Origin of the sequence: Nonomuraea sp. NPDC050783 (genome assembly GCF_040802095.1) — a bacterium.
Classification (GTDB): domain Bacteria; phylum Actinomycetota; class Actinomycetes; order Streptosporangiales; family Streptosporangiaceae; genus Nonomuraea.
This window is the reverse complement of record NZ_JBFAHK010000008.1, coordinates 142,036-157,915: the sequence shown is the minus strand read 5'-3', so window position 1 is coordinate 157,915 and position 15,880 is coordinate 142,036. Positions and strand designations below refer to the sequence as shown.

Annotated in this window: 19 protein-coding genes and 1 riboswitch; of the genes, 11 read left to right on the top strand and 8 right to left on the bottom strand. The window is 72.9% G+C overall.

Features of this window, described 5'->3' with window-relative positions:
- The first annotated feature begins 43 nt into the window (after positions 1–43).
- From AB0H75_RS23350 to AB0H75_RS23340, 3 genes are all read left to right on the top strand, one after another.
- The gene (locus AB0H75_RS23350; protein WP_367799310.1) at positions 44–244 is read left to right on the top strand and encodes a DUF5302 domain-containing protein; all 201 of its coding nucleotides are present in this window, start codon (positions 44–46) and stop codon (positions 242–244) included.
- Between the two features lie 127 nt (positions 245–371).
- Positions 372–507: riboswitch (cyclic di-AMP (ydaO/yuaA leader) on the top strand.
- A 222-nt stretch (positions 508–729) separates the two neighbouring features.
- Positions 730–1,677, top strand: coding sequence for a hypothetical protein (locus AB0H75_RS23345; RefSeq protein WP_367799308.1), 948 nt, complete (start codon positions 730–732; stop codon positions 1,675–1,677).
- Positions 1,678–1,730: 53 nt separating this feature from the next.
- Complete coding sequence (locus AB0H75_RS23340; RefSeq protein WP_367799306.1) at positions 1,731–2,579, top strand: alpha/beta fold hydrolase; 849 nt, start codon at positions 1,731–1,733, stop codon at positions 2,577–2,579.
- A gap of 78 nt (positions 2,580–2,657) precedes the next feature.
- Here the strand turns inward: AB0H75_RS23340 and AB0H75_RS23335 are convergent, their stop codons facing one another.
- Positions 2,658–3,008, bottom strand: coding sequence for a winged helix-turn-helix transcriptional regulator (locus AB0H75_RS23335; RefSeq protein ID WP_367799304.1), 351 nt, complete (start codon positions 3,006–3,008; stop codon positions 2,658–2,660).
- A gap of 54 nt (positions 3,009–3,062) precedes the next feature.
- Here AB0H75_RS23335 and AB0H75_RS23330 point away from each other — a divergent pair, with 54 nt between their 5' ends.
- Positions 3,063–3,668, top strand: coding sequence for an NAD(P)-dependent oxidoreductase (locus AB0H75_RS23330; RefSeq protein WP_367799302.1), 606 nt, complete (start codon positions 3,063–3,065; stop codon positions 3,666–3,668).
- 38 nt (positions 3,669–3,706) lie between these two features.
- Here AB0H75_RS23330 and AB0H75_RS23325 read toward each other — a convergent pair whose 3' ends face one another.
- Complete coding sequence (locus tag AB0H75_RS23325) at positions 3,707–4,939, bottom strand: DUF4032 domain-containing protein (protein WP_367799300.1); 1,233 nt, start codon at positions 4,937–4,939, stop codon at positions 3,707–3,709.
- Between the two features lie 22 nt (positions 4,940–4,961).
- On the opposite strand from AB0H75_RS23325, the gene AB0H75_RS23320 reads away from it, so the two are divergent.
- Positions 4,962–6,530 carry a DUF885 domain-containing protein gene (locus tag AB0H75_RS23320; protein WP_367799298.1) on the top strand — a complete coding sequence of 523 codons (1,569 nt, stop codon included), beginning with the start codon at positions 4,962–4,964 and terminating at the stop codon, positions 6,528–6,530.
- Here AB0H75_RS23320 and AB0H75_RS23315 read toward each other — a convergent pair whose 3' ends face one another.
- From AB0H75_RS23315 to AB0H75_RS23305, 3 genes are all read right to left on the bottom strand, one after another.
- Positions 6,531–6,773, bottom strand: coding sequence for a DUF2188 domain-containing protein (locus tag AB0H75_RS23315; RefSeq protein ID WP_367799296.1), 243 nt, complete (start codon positions 6,771–6,773; stop codon positions 6,531–6,533). It abuts the gene before it with no gap.
- Positions 6,774–6,854: 81 nt separating this feature from the next.
- The gene (locus AB0H75_RS23310) at positions 6,855–7,499 is read right to left on the bottom strand and encodes a class II aldolase/adducin family protein (protein ID WP_367799294.1); all 645 of its coding nucleotides are present in this window, start codon (positions 7,497–7,499) and stop codon (positions 6,855–6,857) included.
- 65 nt (positions 7,500–7,564) lie between these two features.
- Positions 7,565–8,212: a TetR/AcrR family transcriptional regulator gene (locus tag AB0H75_RS23305; protein ID WP_367799292.1), complete on the bottom strand. Its 648-nt coding sequence runs from the start codon at positions 8,210–8,212 to the stop codon at positions 7,565–7,567.
- Between the two features lie 46 nt (positions 8,213–8,258).
- Between AB0H75_RS23305 and AB0H75_RS23300 the strand changes: the two genes are divergently transcribed.
- Both AB0H75_RS23300 and AB0H75_RS23295 read left to right on the top strand, forming a co-directional pair.
- A complete protein-coding gene (locus AB0H75_RS23300) occupies positions 8,259–9,176 on the top strand; it encodes a carbohydrate kinase family protein (RefSeq protein ID WP_367799290.1) in 918 nt (305 codons plus the stop codon).
- The gene (locus AB0H75_RS23295) at positions 9,173–10,387 is read left to right on the top strand and encodes an aminotransferase class III-fold pyridoxal phosphate-dependent enzyme (protein ID WP_367799288.1); all 1,215 of its coding nucleotides are present in this window, start codon (positions 9,173–9,175) and stop codon (positions 10,385–10,387) included. Before AB0H75_RS23300 ends, AB0H75_RS23295 begins: the two co-directional genes overlap by 4 nt.
- 104 nt (positions 10,388–10,491) lie before the next feature.
- Here the strand turns inward: AB0H75_RS23295 and AB0H75_RS23290 are convergent, their stop codons facing one another.
- Together AB0H75_RS23290 and AB0H75_RS23285 are read right to left on the bottom strand one after the other, a co-directional pair.
- On the bottom strand, positions 10,492–11,028 hold the full coding sequence (locus AB0H75_RS23290) for an NUDIX domain-containing protein (RefSeq protein ID WP_367799286.1): 537 nt from the start codon (positions 11,026–11,028) through the stop codon (positions 10,492–10,494).
- Positions 11,029–11,073: 45 nt separating this feature from the next.
- Positions 11,074–12,324: an alkyl sulfatase dimerization domain-containing protein gene (locus tag AB0H75_RS23285; RefSeq protein ID WP_367799284.1), complete on the bottom strand. Its 1,251-nt coding sequence runs from the start codon at positions 12,322–12,324 to the stop codon at positions 11,074–11,076.
- Between the two features lie 58 nt (positions 12,325–12,382).
- On the opposite strand from AB0H75_RS23285, the gene AB0H75_RS23280 reads away from it, so the two are divergent.
- The 4 genes from AB0H75_RS23280 to AB0H75_RS23265 all read left to right on the top strand — a co-directional run bounded on the left by AB0H75_RS23280 (position 12,383) and on the right by AB0H75_RS23265 (position 14,984).
- Positions 12,383–12,658 (top strand): 4a-hydroxytetrahydrobiopterin dehydratase, encoded by a 276-nt coding sequence (locus tag AB0H75_RS23280; protein WP_367799282.1) that lies wholly within the window; start codon positions 12,383–12,385, stop codon positions 12,656–12,658.
- Positions 12,659–12,753: 95 nt separating this feature from the next.
- Entirely contained in the window at positions 12,754–13,395 is a 642-nt protein-coding gene (locus AB0H75_RS23275; RefSeq protein WP_367799280.1) for a superoxide dismutase family protein, read from the top strand.
- 54 nt (positions 13,396–13,449) lie between these two features.
- Positions 13,450–14,583 carry a low temperature requirement protein A gene (locus tag AB0H75_RS23270; protein WP_367799278.1) on the top strand — a complete coding sequence of 378 codons (1,134 nt, stop codon included), beginning with the start codon at positions 13,450–13,452 and terminating at the stop codon, positions 14,581–14,583.
- On the top strand, positions 14,580–14,984 hold the full coding sequence (locus AB0H75_RS23265) for a nuclear transport factor 2 family protein (protein WP_367799276.1): 405 nt from the start codon (positions 14,580–14,582) through the stop codon (positions 14,982–14,984). The genes AB0H75_RS23270 and AB0H75_RS23265 overlap by 4 nt, the downstream gene beginning before the upstream one ends.
- A 32-nt stretch (positions 14,985–15,016) precedes the next feature.
- On the opposite strand, the gene AB0H75_RS23260 is transcribed toward AB0H75_RS23265, so the two are convergent.
- Entirely contained in the window at positions 15,017–15,862 is an 846-nt protein-coding gene (locus AB0H75_RS23260; RefSeq protein ID WP_367799274.1) for a spermidine synthase, read from the bottom strand.
- Between the last annotated feature and the right edge of the window lie 18 nt (positions 15,863–15,880).

Here is a 15,880-nt window from a genome sequence, read left to right as displayed (position 1 = left end):
TCGTGCGAAGCTGTGAGGGTCCCCAACATCATGGAGGTCCTCAATGGCGGAGTCATCGGAGCCGGAAGTCAGCGAAACACCCGAGGACGAGATGAAGCGCAAGTTCCGCGAGGCGCTGGAGCGCAAGCGCAACCAGCATGCGGGCGGGGGCGCGGGCGGTAAGGGCGGCGACCCGTCGAAGATCCACGGGACGCACGGTCCGGCCGCGAACAAGCGATCCTTCAGGCGCAAGAGCGGCGGCTGAGATCCGGACGACGCAGGGGGCGCGGATATTCCGCGCCCCCTCTTTCTTTGCCTAGGGGATAGGTAGATCTTTTGTCCTATTCATGACGATTCGTTTGCGTTCGTCCGTTATGGGTGGTTAAGTGTGGGCCATTGACCAGCCGAATCCCGCACCAGCCGGGAACCGGGGACCCACCTTGTTGGGGTGAATCCGGCACTGCGCCGGTAGGGCAGCTCCTCGTCCGAACCCGTCAGCTAACCCGGTAGGCGTGATGGAGAGGAACACCCACATGTCTCACCGCGTCACACCTCCAGACGCCGGCTCCCACCGGGCCGCCATCTCCGCCGTCGGCGTCGTGCCGGCCGCTCGCTGAGCAGCCTGTCAACCAGGCTTTTCCCGCGCTTCGCGCAGCCCCCTGTGTCAGGTGTCCTCCCTGGCTGCGCCCTTCTCCCCTGAAGTTCCGCTGAAGCGCGTCCCTGTCCCCTCACGAAGGACCTCACTGCTCCATGTCTGCTCGCTCCGGCCTGCGTTCCTTCGCCTTGCTCACGGCCTGTTCGCTCGGCGCGCTCACCGCCTGCTCCCTCGGCGCCGCCGCCCACGCCGACACCGACGAGAAGATCCTGCTCAAGGGCTCGACCACGGCCTCCTACTTCTGGGACGACGCCTCCGGCCGGGCCGGTGACACGGGACTGCCGGCCAGCGGCAAGCCCATGCAGAAGGGCCTGGCCGCCAGCCCGAGCTGGCCCCTCATGACCGAGGGCTACGTGCTCTACAAGGGCAAGAAGGCGCCGTTCTTCGTCGGCGACCGCGGCCCCGGCGTCCCCTCCAGCCGCGGCGTCATGCTGGATCTGGACGCCAAGACCTTCGCCGAGCTGACCGGCGGCACGTTCAACTCCAGCACGCTCGGCGTGGACGGCGTCGGCGGTCAGGGCCACATCAAGGTCCAGTACGTCATCACCAAGTGGGGCCCCGGCGTCGGCAAGAAGAACTACCCGGTCGCCTTCTCCACCGGCGCCTGGGCGGTACGCGACAACGACCCGGCCGAGCCCCCGAAGGTCCTGGCCGAGGCGAGCGAGCCGGCACAGCGGCCCGCGGCCGCCACGAAGCCCGAGCGGCCCGCCGAGGAGCCCGCCACGGAAGCCGAGAAGCCGGCCACCGGGTCCGCCACGGGGTCCGCCACCGGGTCCGCCGAGCGGCCCGCCGCCGAGGCCGAGCGGACCGCCGAGGCGGCCGCGGGCTCCGGCAGGGCCGTCGCCCCCGCCCCTGCCTCCGCCCCCGCCTCCGCCCCCGCCGGGCAGGAGGAGTCCACCGGGCGCCCGGTCGAGGCCGCCTCCGTGGGTCAGGCCGAGGAGAACGGCGGCGTGGGCCGCACCCTGCTGTCGGGCGTGCTCGCCCTGGCCGGCGGGGGCCTGGTGCTGGGCATCGACCGCCTCAGACGGCTGGCCAAGCGCTGACGCGGCCTGCGGCGGAGCTTTACGTCACCGCACCAGAATGACATTCTAGTGCGGTGACCACGCACGTAACCGCCAACGGCATCGACATCGCCTACGAGAGCTTCGGCTCGCCGGAAGGCCGGCCGCTGCTCCTCATCATGGGCCTCGGCGCCCAGCTCATCCACTGGGACGAGGAGTTCTGCGAGCTCCTGGCCGAGCAGGGGCACCACGTCGTCCGGTTCGACAACCGCGACGCCGGCCTGTCCACCCACCTCGACCAGGCGGGCCTGCCCGCGCACGGGGCGGCGCCGCCGTACCTGCTGGACGACATGGCCGACGACACCGCCGGCCTCATGGACGCCCTCGGCTGGCCGCGGGCCCACGTGGTGGGCGCCTCGATGGGCGGGATGATCGCCCAGGCCCTGGCCATCCGCCATCCGGCGCGCGTGCTGACCCTGACCTCCATCATGTCCACCCCGAGCCCCGAGATCGCCCCGCCGACCGCCGAGGCGGCCGCGATCCTCATGGCCAGGCCGGCCGCGGACCGCGAGGGCGTGCTGGCGCAGGCGGTGCGGACCTGGTCCGTCATCGGCTCGCCCGGCTACGAGCTGGACCGCGAGCGCGTCACCACGCTCGCCGGGCTGGCCTACGACCGCTGCTTCGACCCCGCGGGCACCGGCCGCCAGCTCGCCGCCATCATGGCCTCGGGCAGCCGCGTCGAGGCACTCGGCCGGGTGAGCGTGCCCGCGCTGGTCCTGCACGGCGAGGCCGACCAGCTCGTCCCCGTGGCCGGCGGCCGGGCCACGGCCGCGGCCATTCCCGGCGCCCGGCTGGTGACGTACCCCGGCATGGGACACGACCTGCCGCGCGCGCTCTGGCCCGAGATCGTCGGCGAGATCACCAAGCTCACGAGCGGCGCCTGAGCCCGGGCGCGCGGCGGCCCGCGCCCCGGACCGGGCGCGGGCCACGGCATGCCCGGGCAGGGCGGACAAGGGTGCGAGTCACGAAAAACTCTCGCGGCAGCGGAGGATCTCCGCCACATTCCGTTCAGCCCACTCGGCCACCACCGACAGCGGCCCGTGCAGCGAGTGCCCCAGCTCGGTCAGCGTGTACTCCACGCGCGGCGGCACCTCGGCGAACACCTTCCGCGTCACCAGCCCGTCCTGCTCCATCGCCCGCAGGGTCTGGGTGAGCACCTTCGGCGTGACGCCCCCGATGCGCGTGCGGAGCTGCGTGAAGCGCATCGGCCCGCCCCGGAGGCTGAGCAGCACCAGTGTCGACCACTTGTCACCGATCCTGTCCAGGACCACTCGTGTGGGGCAATCAGGGTCGAAGACATCACCGGTATCCATAAGGTACTTATAGCACGATGAAGTAACCAGTATCCGATGGATACTCTTGGCGGCATGAAGATCCTCGTCTTTGGCGCGACCGGCATGATCGGCCGGCGCGTCGTAGCAGAGCTCACCGACCGCGGGCACGAGGTGACCGGCGTCAGCCGCTCGGGCGGCCCGGTCAAGGGCGACGTCCGCGACACCGCCACCCTGGCCAAGGGGCACGACGCCGTGGTCTCGGCCATCGCCCCGCCCCGCGACGGCACCGAGCCGGAAGGCCCGTTCATGGAGGCCAGCCGCGCTCTCGTCGAGGGCGCGCGCGAGGCCGGCGTGCGCCGCCTGATCGTCGTCGGCGGCGCCGGCAGCCTCAAGGTGGCCCCGGGCGTGGACCTGGTCGACACGCCCGAGTTCCCGGACGTCTACAAGAAGGAGGCCCTGGCCGGCCGCTCGGTCCTCGGCTTCTTCCGGCAGGTGGACGACCTCGACTGGACCTACATCTCGCCGGCCGCCGAGATCGCGCCCGGCGAGCGCACCGGCGTCTACCGCATCGGACAGGAGGACCTGCTCGCCGACTCCCAGGGCCGCAGCTTCATCTCGGCCGAGGACTACGCCGTGGCCGTCGCCGACGAGCTGGAGCGCGGCACCCATCCGCGCACGCGGATCACCGTCGCCTACTGATCCGTCGCCTACTGATCCGTCGCCTACTGATCCGTCGCCTACTGATCCGCCGCCTGCGGATCGGCGTCCGGGGGCTCGTCCGGGAGGAGCGCCTTCTCGTCGGGCTTGTGCACGAGCACGTTGTCCACGTACGACTTCACGGCCGTGGCCAGGCCCACGTCGGCGCCCGCCTGCTCGGACAGGTACCAGCGGTGGTCGAGTATCTCGTGGAAGAGCTGCGCGGGCTCCAGCTTCCCGCGCAGCTCCGCCGGGATCGCGTCCACCGTCGGGGTGAACACCTCGGCCAGCCACCGGTGCGCCACGATGGCCTCGTCCTCGTGCCGCAGGCCCTTGGCCACCCGGAAGCCGTCGAGGTCGTTGAGCAGCCGCCGGGCCTGGTTCTCCTCGACGTCGAGCCCGGTCAGGCGGAGCAGCCGGCGCTGGTGGTGGCCGGCGTCGACGACCTTCGGCCGCACGATGAGCCGGCCGGTGCCGACCTTGCGCCGCACCATCATCTCGGCCACGTCGAAGCCGAGCAGGTTGAGCCGGCGGATGCGCTGCTCCACGCGGTGCCAGTCCACCTCCTCGATGATCTCGCTGTCGTTGAGCTCGGCCCACAGGCGGTGGTAGCGGGCGACGATGTCCTCGGCGGTCTCCATCGGATCGACGGACGGGTGCAGCAGCCCGCCGGCCTCCAGGTCCAGCATCTCGCCGAAGATGTTGGTGTGGGCCACGTCGATGTCGGTCAGCCGCTGGCCCTCGCTGATCATCGGGTGCATCTCGCCGGTCTCGGCGTCCACCAGGTAGGCCGCGAACGCCCCCGCGTCCCGGCGGAACAACGTGTTGGACAGCGAGCAGTCGCCCCAGTAGAAGCCGTTGAGGTGCAGCCGCACCAGCAGCACGGCCAGGGCGTCCAGCAGGCGGGTGAGCGTGTCGGGGCGCAGCGTGCCCGACATGACCGCGCGGTAGGGCAGCGAGAACTGCAGGTGCCGGGTGATCAGCGCGGCGTCCAGGCCCTCCTCGCGGCCGGTGACGTACGCGACCGGCTCCACCGAGGGCGCGTCGAGCCGGGCCAGGTCCCACAGGAGCTGGTATTCGCGGCGGGCGTAACGCTCGCTGATCTCCTTGATCGCGTACACCTTGCCGGAGAGGCGGGCGAAGCGCACTACGTGCCGCGAGATGCCGCGTGGAAGATCGACCAGATGGTGCTGCGGCCAGTCTTGCAGGGGGACGTCCCAGGGGAGGCGGAGCAGGTCGGGGTCACCGAGCGCGCCAGTGATCTGCAGGGGCATTTGCTCAGGATATGGTGCATCGGTGGACGAGTTTCTCCAGTGGTATTTTTCCGACCGTCCCGTGCTCGCCAGCCTCCTGGGAGCCGACGGCTACGACCACACCCTCGGCGACCTGACCGCCGCCGGCTGGGCCGCCCGCGAGCGCGAGGAGGCCCGCTGGCTCGACCGGCTCGCGGCACTCCCGGCCACCTCCCTCGACGACGAGATCGACAGGGACCTCGTCGTGTCGCAGCTCAGAGGGTCGATCGCGCTCGCGGCCTGGCCCGAGTGGCGCCGCGACCCGGCCGCCTACCTGTCGCCGGTCTTCGGCGCGATGTACACCCCGTTCCAGCGCCGGCTCAAGCCGGAGCCCGAGCTGGTGGCCGCCGCGCTCGACAAGCTCGCCGAGGTGCCCGGCGTGCTCGCCGCCTGCCGCGCCAACCTCGACCCCGACCTCGCGGCGCCGCTGCTCGTCCAGCGCGGCCTCGGGCAGGCCCGCACCGGCCGCAACTTCCTCACCAGGACGATCCCCGGCATGGTCGAGGACGAGGGGCTGCGCGCCCGGCTGGCCGAGGCCGCCGAGCCCGCCGCCCGCGCCTTCGACGAGCTGGTGACCTTCCTGGAGGGCTTCCAGTGCGGCGGCACCTGGCGCATGGGGGAGAAGCTGTACTCCACCCTCCTGCGCGAGCGCGAGCTGCTCGGCTACGGAGCCGCCGAGCTGCACGAGAAGGGCAAGGCCGCCTGGGCCGAGCTGGACGCCAGGATGCGCGAGGTCTCCGTCCGGGTCAACGGCGGCCAGGACTGGCGGGCGGCCATGGAGTCCCTGATGGACGACCACCCGCCGACCCTGGCCGACATGCGCGCCGAGTACGAGGCCGAGACGCTGCGCGCCCGCGACTTCGTCAAGGAGCGCGACCTGGTCACCTTCGCCGACGGCGAGGAGTGTCACGTCCTGCCGTCGGCCGAGTACACCCGGCCGGTCCTGTCCGTCGCCCACTACCTGGCGCCGCCGCCGCTCAGCAGCTCGCGCACCGGCGTGTTCTTCGTGCCGTACACGCCGGACGGCTTCACCGAGGAGCAGGTGCGCCAGCGGCTGCGGACGAACTCGCGGGCCCAGATGCCCTCCATCGCCGTCCACGAGGCATACCCGGGCCACCACTGGCACCTGTCGTACATGGCGGGCAACCCGCGCACGGTCCGCAAGGTCTTCAGGACCGCGTACTTCACCGAGGGCTGGGCCCTGTACGTCGAGAAGCTCCTGCACGAGCAGGGCTACTTCGACACCCCGGCCACCGAGCTGGCCCACCTGGACTGCCGGATCTTCCGCGCCGCCCGCATCGTCGTGGACACCGCGCTGCACTGCGAGGACATGTCGATCGAGGAGGCCGAGACGTTCATGGCCACCAAGGCGTCGCTGTCGCCCGGCACCGCGCAGGGTGAGGTCAACCGCTACTGCGCCTGGCCCACCCAGGCACCCTCCTACCTGACGGGGGCCATCGAGATCGACCGTATCCGGCAGTCGTTCCAGGGGCCGCTCAAGGACTTCCACGACCGCGTCGCCGGCTCCGGCGGCCTGCCCCTCGGCCTGGCCGAGAAGGCGGCGCTGGGCTAGCTAGCCCTTCGGGGGCGTGGGGTCGTTGCCGGGGGAGATGGTGCGCTGGTCGCGGACCTTCCCGTCGGTGCCGTGGATGCGCAGCTCGCCGCCGCCGTCGCGGTGCAGCAGCTCGCGCGCCCGCTCCACCGCCTCGGCCTGGGTGCCCGCCGTGTGCAGGGCCCGGTCGGAGCCGGGCTTGGTGACCGCCCAGGTGCCGTCGGGGCGCTGGACGACGTCTCGGGAGTTGGCCTGTCCGGCCATGATCGTTCCTTTCTCGCGACTGGCTTGGGGAGATCGGCATCTACCCGGAGATCGGCCCGGCAGTCGCGGGAAAAGGGCGCCTCAGGCGCGGCGGGGGAACGACGGGGGGTTGAGCGCGCGCTCGACCACGGCCGCGAGCTGCTCCTCCGTCAGGACGGCCGGCCGGCCGACGCTCAGCCCCCTGACGTAGACCTCGCACAGCCACTCCAGCAGCCGGGTGGCCTCGAACGCCTGCTCCAGGCTCGCCCCGATGGTCACCCCGCCGTGGTTGGCCAGCAGGGCGGCCTGCTTGCCCGCCAGCGCGGCCCGCACGTTCGCGGCCAGCTCGGGGGTGCCGTATGTGGCGTACTCGGCGACCTTGACCACCCCGCCCAGCAGCAGCGCGTTGTAGTGCACCGGCGGCAGCTCGGTCATCGTGGTGGCCACCACCGTGCCGAACACCGAGTGCGTGTGGACCACGGCCCGCGCGTCCGTGCTCGCGTAGATGGCCAGGTGCATGGGCGTCTCGCTGGAGGGCTGCAGGTCGCCCTCGACGAGGTGGCCCTCGACGTCCACCACCGGGCACATCTCGGGCGTGAGCCGGTCGAGCGCCACGCCCGACGGGGTGACCGCCACGAGGTCGCCCTCGCGGGCGCTCAGGTTGCCCGACGTGCCGATGACCAGGCCGAGCTCGACGGCGCGGCGGCCGTACGCGCAGAGCTGCTCGCGGGGAGTCAGGGGAGTCATAGGGCGGCAATGTAGTCGGTCGTCCGACAACCGGCAATCACAGGCGGTCGTCCGACAACCGGCAATCACAGGCGGTCGAGCGCCCGCAGCATCAGCCGCTCGACGTCCACCCGGGTCAGGCGGCCGGGGTAGAGCAGCAGGTGCAGGCTGAGGCCGTCCACGAGGGCGAGCAGGTGCTCGGTCAGGTCGTCGAGGCTGTCGTCGTCGTACCCGCTGCCGTTTCCGCTGCCGTCCCTGTCGCCGTTCCCGCCGCCGTTCCCACCGCCGGCGCGCAGCTCGCCCGCCGCCCTCGCCCGGCCCAGCAGCTCGCGGACGGCGGCGCGCAGCTCGTCCGCCTCGGTCCGCTGCACCTCGGCCAGCCGCTCGGAGGCGAGGCTGCGGCTCCAGAAGCTGACCTCCAGCCGGCTCTCCTGGGTGCGCTCGGCGTCCAGCGGCAGGTTGTCCAGCAGCAGCTCGCGCAGGGCGGCCAGGCCCGTCGCGCCCGCCACCTTGCGCGCCAGCCGCTCGCGGATGCGCTGGTGCGACTGGCGCAGCGCGGACAGCAGGATCTCGTCCTTGTCGGCGAAGTAGTGGGCCAGCACGCCGTTGGAGTAGCCGGCCTCCTTGGCGATGGCCCTGGTGGTCGCGGCGTCGATGCCGTCCCTGACGATCACCCGGCGGGCCGCCGACAGCACCTCGCGCCTGCGCTCGTCGTGATCGACGATCTTCGGCATCGAGCCCTCCCTTGACGTTTTATTCGGACGTCTGTCTATTTAGACTATGACCGTCGTCACCGTCGGCGTCCACATCGTCGACATCCTCGCCAGGCCCGTGGACCACATTCCCGAGGGCCAGGACACCGTGCTGGTCGACCAGATCCGCCTCACCGCCGCCGGTGCGGCCGCCGGCACCGCCGTGGACCTGGTCAAGCTGGGCAACGACGTGGTCACGATGGGCGCGGTCGGCGACGACGAGCTCGCCGACTTCCTGCTGATGACCCTCGCCAAGCGCGGCGTCGACACCTCGTGCCTGCGGCGCAGGGCGGGGGAGGCGACCGCCGCCTCGATCCTGCCCATCAGGCCGGACGGCGGGCGCCCCAGCTTCCACGTGCCCGGCGCGAACCTCTCCGTCGCCTACGCCGACCTCGACCCCGCGGTGCTGCGCCGCGCGCGGGGCATCCACCTGGGCGGCATGGACGTCACGTTCGGCCTCGGCGACCCGGCCTTCTTCGCCCTCCTGGACGAGGTCCGCGCCGCCGGCGCGATCGTCACCATGGACCTGCTGTCCGAGCTGCCCGACCTGCTGGGGATGGCCAGGGCCTTCCTGCCGCACGTGGACTACGTGCTGCCCAACGAGTCCCAGGCCCTCCTCATGACGGGGGCCGCGGACGTGGCGGAGGCCGCCCGCGCGCTGCTGGCCGACGGCCCGCGCGGCGTGCTCGTCACCCTCGGCGAGGAGGGCAGCCTCGTCCTCACCGCGGACGGCGCCGAGCGGGTGCCGGCGATCAAGACCGAGGTCGCCGACACCACCGGCTGCGGCGACGCCTACTGCGCCGGCTTCCTCACCGGCCTCCTGCACGGCCAGGACGTGCCGACGGCCGCCCGCTGGGGCACGGCCGCCGCCGCCCGCGTCGCCACCGGCCTCGGCTCGGACGCAGGGCTCACCGACCTCGACTCGACCCTAAGGATGCTCACGTGAAAGACGCCGACCTGCGCGCGAGGGCCGCGAAAGTCGTCCCCGGCGGCATGTACGGGCACCTCAACGCCGCCCTGTTCGCCCCCGGCTTCCCCCAGTTCTTCGAACGCGGCGAGGGCTGCCGCCAGTGGGACGTCGACGGCCGCGAGTACATCGACTTCATGTGCAGCTGGGGCCCGGTCGTGCTGGGTCACCGGCACCCGCGCGTGGAGGAGGCCGCCGCCCGCCAGGCCGCGCTCGGCGACTGCCTCAACGGCCCGGGCGCGGTCATGGTCGAGCTGGCCGAGCTGCTGGTGGACCTGATCCCGAGCGCCGACTGGGCGATGTTCTCCAAGAACGGCACCGACGCCACCACCCAGGCCCTCATGGTCGCCCGCGCCGCGACCGGGCGGACCAAGGTGCTGATGGCGCACGGCGCGTACCACGGGGCCGACCCCTGGTGCACGCCCTCCACCGCGGGCACCACTCCCAACGAGCGCGCCGACCTGGTGGAGTTCGCCTACAACTCGCTGGAGTCGCTGGAGGCCGCGGCGGCCACCGTCGAGGGGGACGTGGCGGCGATCATCGTGACGCCGTTCAAGCACGACTCGTTCGAGGACCAGGAGCTGGTGGAGCCGGCCTTCGCGCGCGGCGCCCGGGCGCTGGCCGACCGGCTCGGCGCGGCGCTGGTGATCGACGACGTGCGGGCCGGGTTCCGCATCGACCTGCGGGGCTCCTGGGAGCCGTACGGGGTGCGGCCGGACCTGACGGCCTGGTCCAAGGCGATGGCCAACGGCTACCCGATCGCCGCCGTCACCGGCACGGACGCGCTGCGCGGCGCCGCCCAGACGCTGTACTCGACCGGCTCGTTCTGGTTCTCGGCGGTCGCCATGGCGGCGGCCAAGGCCACCATCGAGACCCTGCGCGACACCGACGGCATCGCCGCGATGGAGCGGGCCGGCACCCAGCTCCGCGAGGGCCTGTACGCCCAGGCCAAGGCGCACGGGTTCGTGGTCGACCAGACCGGGCCGGTGACGATCCCGTGGCTGAGCTTCGACGGCGACGCCGACCTGTCCGTGGCGATGCACTGGAGCGACGCCTGCCTGCGCCACGGGGTCTACCTGCACCCCTGGCACAACTGGTTCATGTCGGCCGCGCACACCGAGGAGGACGTCGCCAGGGCGCTGGAGGGCACGGACCGGGCCTTCGCCGAGACCCGCGCCCACTTCGGCTGACCGGCCACCACGCCCAGCTCCCGCGCCCCCGGCCTCGCGCCCCTGGATCCGCGTGACCGGCCCGCGTCCCCGGCCCGCGACCGCGGATCGGCGTGACCGGCCCCTCAGCCGGTCACGCGGTAGAAGCCCTCGGCCGGGCCGCCGAGGATCCGGGCCGTCGCCGGGAACAGCGGCGACGGCAGGTCGTCGGCGGCGAACCAGCGCCACGACCGGAACACGTGCGGCTCGGTGACCTCGGGCTCGCCCGCCCCGCTCCCCAGCTCCACGGCCACCGCCGCCGTCACCCGCACAGCACCCTCTCCTGAACCCCCGCCCGGGCGCTCTCCTGAACCCTCCCCTGGACCCTCGCCCGGGCGCTCTCCTGGACCCTCGCCCAGGCCCTTCCCCGGGTGGTCGAGCACGACGGCGGTGACCCGGGGCGTCCCGGTGTCGCGCACGCCGGTCTCCTCGCGCAGCTCGCGCAGGGCGGCCGCCTCGAAGCTCTCCCCGGGCTCGACCGCCCCGCCCGGCAGGCACCACGACGGCGGCTCGCCCGCCCTGACCCGCTCGCCCAGCAGGATGCGCCCGTCGGGCCCGGTCAGCACTACGCCGACGCCCACCATCCGCTCCACGGAGAACCCCTCCCACAGTGATCCCGGCACCGGGAACGGAATGGTAGCCGCCCCGCCCGAGAAGGCCGGACGGGGCTAGGAGGAGCGCTTCCTGGACTCGGCGGCGGCCCAGGCGAAGACGCCCTTCGCCATCAGGGAGCGCTCGCTCGCCGCCCTGGCCCCGAACACCTCCGCCCGCACCCGGTGCACGCCGGGGTCGTCGGGGGCGGCCAGGGCGGCCATCTCGGCCAGGTGGCCGGCCAGGCGCTCGTCGCCGCCGGACAGCGCCTTCAGCGCCGCGTCCGCCAGCGCTCCCGCCCCGCCCGCCAGTCCGGCGACCGCCGTGGCGAGCACGGCGTCGGGGGCGGGCTTGAGGGTGGCCGGGTTGCCGTCGTACCAGCCGCCGTAGAGCCGCCACAGGTTGCGGACGACGAACTCCGGCTCGTCGTAGCGGGCCCGCAGGTAGGGGCGGTCGGCGAGGTGGGCGGGCGGGCGCACCGTGTGGACGATCTCGTCCAGCCGCGCTCCGGCGTTGAGCAGGTCGAGGGTCTGGGTGACCAGCGACTCCAGCCACTCGGCCGTCTCCAGCAGGGCCTGGCGGACGCGGTCGCGCCCGAAGACCGGGGCGCCGTGGCTGGGCAGCATGATCTCGGCGTCCAGGGCCGCCATGCGGTGCAGGGCGTGCACCCACTCGCGCGGGTAGCGCTGCACCTTCTGGGGGTTGCCGCAGTTCGGCGTCACCCAGATGAACAGGTCGCCGGGCAGCAGCAGCTTGTACTCGGGCACGTAGCCGATCGTGGCGTCGTCGGTCTCACCCTTGGCGTGGAGGAGGTCGAAGGTCAGGCCGCCGCGCCGGACGGTCAGCGCGTCGCGGTAGGTCACGTCGGGATGGCGGTACTCGGTCGGCCAGCGCAGGCCATCCGCCTGGAACTGGCGCTGGTTGATCACCGCGTTGTAGCCGTTGGTGAGCACGTAACGCCGGAAGCGGTCGCCGACGGCCTCGTGGGCGTAGACCGTGGCGCGGGGCCCCGACTCCTCGAAGGGGCCCAGCCCGAAGACGTGGTCGATGTGCCCGTGCGAGTAGAACGCGGTCGTCAGCGGCGCCCGGCTCCAGCGCCGCACGTCCTCGTGCAGCCTGGCGGCCGAGAACGGGCTGCCGGTGTCGAAGAGCACCAGCTCGCCCTCGGTGGCGAAGGTGATCACGTTGCCGAAGCCCGGCCACCAGCCGAGGCCGTCCTCGATCGTCCGGACGCCCTCGTCCGCCAGGCCCTGGCCGGCGAGGCCCAGGTCGGCGATGCTGTCCTCGGATTCGCCGCGCCAGACGCGGTCCGCGTACTCGACAATCATGGGACCCACTCTGCTTCCAGAAGGTTGTTCTGAGCAAGGGCGCGCATAGGGTGACGGCATGGACGTCGAGAGCAAGCTCAAGGACCTGCCCGCCTGGCGGCGCGAGGGCGACGAGATCCGGCGCAGCGTCAACGCGCCCGACTTCCCCACGGCCATCCGCATCGTGGACGAGATCGCGGTCAGGGCCGAGGAGCTCGACCACCATCCCGACATCGACATCCGCTGGCGCACCCTGCACCTGGCGCTCACCACGCACGACCAGGGCGGCCTCACCGAGCGCGACTTCACCCTCGCCGCGATCATCGACGACATCGCGGCCCGGCACGGCGCCTGACCGGACTGTCGCCAATACTCCCCGTAATGTCATGGTCACTCGTTAGAGTGGGGGCCTCTCGGAAGCCGCCGGGGCCCGGACCTAGGGGAGTTCACATGCGCGTGCCCGCGTTCCTGTTCGTCCTGCTCGCAGCCGCGGGTTGCGCGGGTCCGCCCGCGCCCGTGGACCACGATCCCGCGCCGGACATGCGCGCGGCCCCGGCCCAGAGCGTGGTCACCATGTCCGGGGGCGGCGAGTTCGCCCCCGTCGAGGGAAACGCCTCCGCCGAAGCCCCCTCCGGCACCCCCGCCGGCGCCTCCCCGGCCGCCTCCCCGGCCGCCTCCACCGCGGTCTCCGCCGCCGTCGTCTACGACCGCAAGCTGGTCCCCGAGGGCGCCCAGGGCAGCGTCACCGTCGAGTCGTCGGGGGGCCGCACCCGCACCTCCCTCGTCGTGGAGGGCCTGCTGCCCGACCACCACTACGGCGCCCACCTGCACACCAGGCCCTGCGGCGCCGCGCCCGCCGACGCCGGCCCGCACTACCAGCACCACCCGGGCCAGGTCGACGCGGTCAGCGAGGTCTGGCTCGACTTCACCACCGACGACGAGGGCGCCGGTCGCGCCAGTGCCGGCAACGACTGGTCGCTCGAACCCACCCGCCTGCCCGGCTCGCTGGTGATCCACGCCGGGCCCACGGTGACCAGCGGCCCGCAGGCCGGCACGGCGGGCGACCGGGTCGCCTGCCTGGCCCTGCGCTGATCGCGAAAACCCGTTCCGCGCGCCCGCCACGTGATGCCAGAATTACATCATTACATGGCGAAGGGCAGCGCAGCAGTGACCAGTGACAGCCGCCAGTGGCAGCCACCCCGATTACGGCTCTTCGAGCAGGCGCACCGCCGCGCGACCTGGCTGGAGCTCCTCTACGACCTCGTCTTCGTCGTGGCGGTCGCCGAGCTGGCCGCCGTGCTCGCCGAGGGCGACCTCCTGGTCTACGTCGGCCTGTTCGTGCCGGTCTGGTGGGCCTGGGCGGGCTACGTCTTCTACGCCAACCGCTTCGACACCGACGACGTCAGCCACCGGTTGCTCGCGCTGCCGCAGATCCTCGCCGTGGCGGCCATGGCGGCCAGCGTGGGCGACATCGAGCGGCGCTCGGGGCTGTTCGCGGTCGCCTACGTGGTGGCCAGGCTGCTGCTCGTCGTGGCCTACGCCAGGGCCGGGCGGCACGTGCCCGAGGCCCGGCCGCTGACCGGCCGCTACGCCGCCGGGTTCACCCTCGCCGCGCTCGTCTGGCTGGCCTCGCTCGCGGTCGAGCCGCCCCAGCGCTACGCGTTGTGGGCCGTGGCCGTGGTCATCGACCTGGCCACCCCGCTGCTGGCCCGCCGCCACCAGGGCAGGCTGCCGCCGCAGACCGAGCACCTGCCCGAGCGCTTCGGCCTGTTCGTGGTGATCGTGCTCGGCGAGGTCGTCACGTCCGTGGTCACCGGGCTGAAGGGGCACGAGGTGACGGCCGGCACGCTGGCGGTCGCGCTGGCCGGGGTGGCGATCGCGATGGGCTTCTGGTGGCTGTACTTCGGCCACATCGACGAGTCGGTCGTGCTGCGCACCCGGCTGGCCGGGCAGGTCTGGGTCTACTCCCACCTGCCGCTGTCGCTCGGGCTGGTGGCGTACGGGATCGGCATCGAGCACGCGATCGCCCATCCGGCCGGGACGAGCTGGGCGGTCGGCGGGCCCGCCGCGCTGGTGCTCGCCGTGCTCGGCGTCCAGCACCTGTGCTCCGGCGACCGCCGCGCCGCCGGGCTGCGCTTGGCCGCCGCCGCCCTCACGCTCGCCACCGCCGCGCTGCCCACCGCGGCCGCGCTGCCGCTGATCCTGGCGTACGCGGCCGCCCAGGTCGCCCACGACCTCCTCCGCCCCCGCCCCGCCACCCCCGAAGGTGCCACCGCATGACCGACCCCACGAGCGACCCCGCGCCCGGTCCCACGTCCGGCCCCACGTCCGGTCCCACGCCCGATTCCGCGCCCACCGCCCAGGCCGTGTTCGACCGGCAGCTCGCCGCCATCGCCGCCGGCGACCTGAAGGCCCTGCTGGCCCAGTACCACCCGGAGGCCACCGTGGTCCGCCTCGACCGCGTCGCGCGCGGCGCGGCCGAGATCGAGGACCTGTTCGCCGCCTACCTGGCGGCCGCCCCGCGGGTGGACGAGCTGGTCTCGGTCCGCACGACCGACGACGTGATCTTCTACCACGCGCGCATGACCGCCGGCGGCCGGAGCGTGACCGCGTACGGCACGCTGGTGCTGCGTGACGGCCTGATCTGGCGGCAGACCGCCGCCGCGCACCCCGCCGGGTAGCGGGCCCGGGGAGGGAGCCCGGGGAGGAGGGCTCAGCCGAAGACGGCGGGCGGGGGCACCGGGGCCAGCACGCGGTCGCCGTCCCTGATGGGCGCCGCCCCGGCGACGAAGTTGGTCAGCGCCTCCCCGTGCACGCAGCGGGCCTGGGTCAGCCCGCCGGCCGCGCGGCGCGTCAGCAGGTCCACCGGCAGCTCGGCGCGGGAGGCGGTGACGATGAGGTTGCCGAAGCGCCGCCCCCGCAGGATGCCCGGCTCGGCCAGCAGCGCCACGTGCCGGAAGGTGCCCGTCACGGTGGCCAGCAGGCGGCGGGCGAAGGCCAGGCCCTTGCCGTCGGCCAGGTTGATCAGCAGGGTGCCGCCGGGGCGCAGGACGCGGGCCAGGTCGCCCATGTACTCGGCGGTGGCCAGCTCGATCGGCATGGTCGCGCCGGCGAAGGCGTCCAGCACCACCAGGTCGGCGGTGCCGTCCCAGATCCGGCCGGTACCGGCGCGGCCGCCCTCGACGATGACCTTCAGGCGCGGCACCGAACGCAGGTCGAGCTGCTCGCGTACCAGGTTGACGAGGAGGCCGTCGGGCTCGACCACGATGTGGCGGGAGCCGGGGCGGGTGGCGGAGACGTAGCGCGGGATCGTGCAGGCGCCGCCGCCGATGTGGACGCAGCTGAGCGGCCCGTCATCGAGGAGGTCGATCACGTCCGCCATGAGACGTACGTACTCGAATTCCAGGAAGGTGGGGTCTTTGAGATCCACGTACGACTGGGGTACGCCATCCTTGGACAACATCCAGCCGTCCTGCCTGTCCAGGTCCCGGAGAAGCTCGACCTCGCCGAACGTCACCGGGTAGACCCCAGGCGCCGGCTCCCGCTGTCCACGTGTCACGCTGATCCCTCCCGGGAG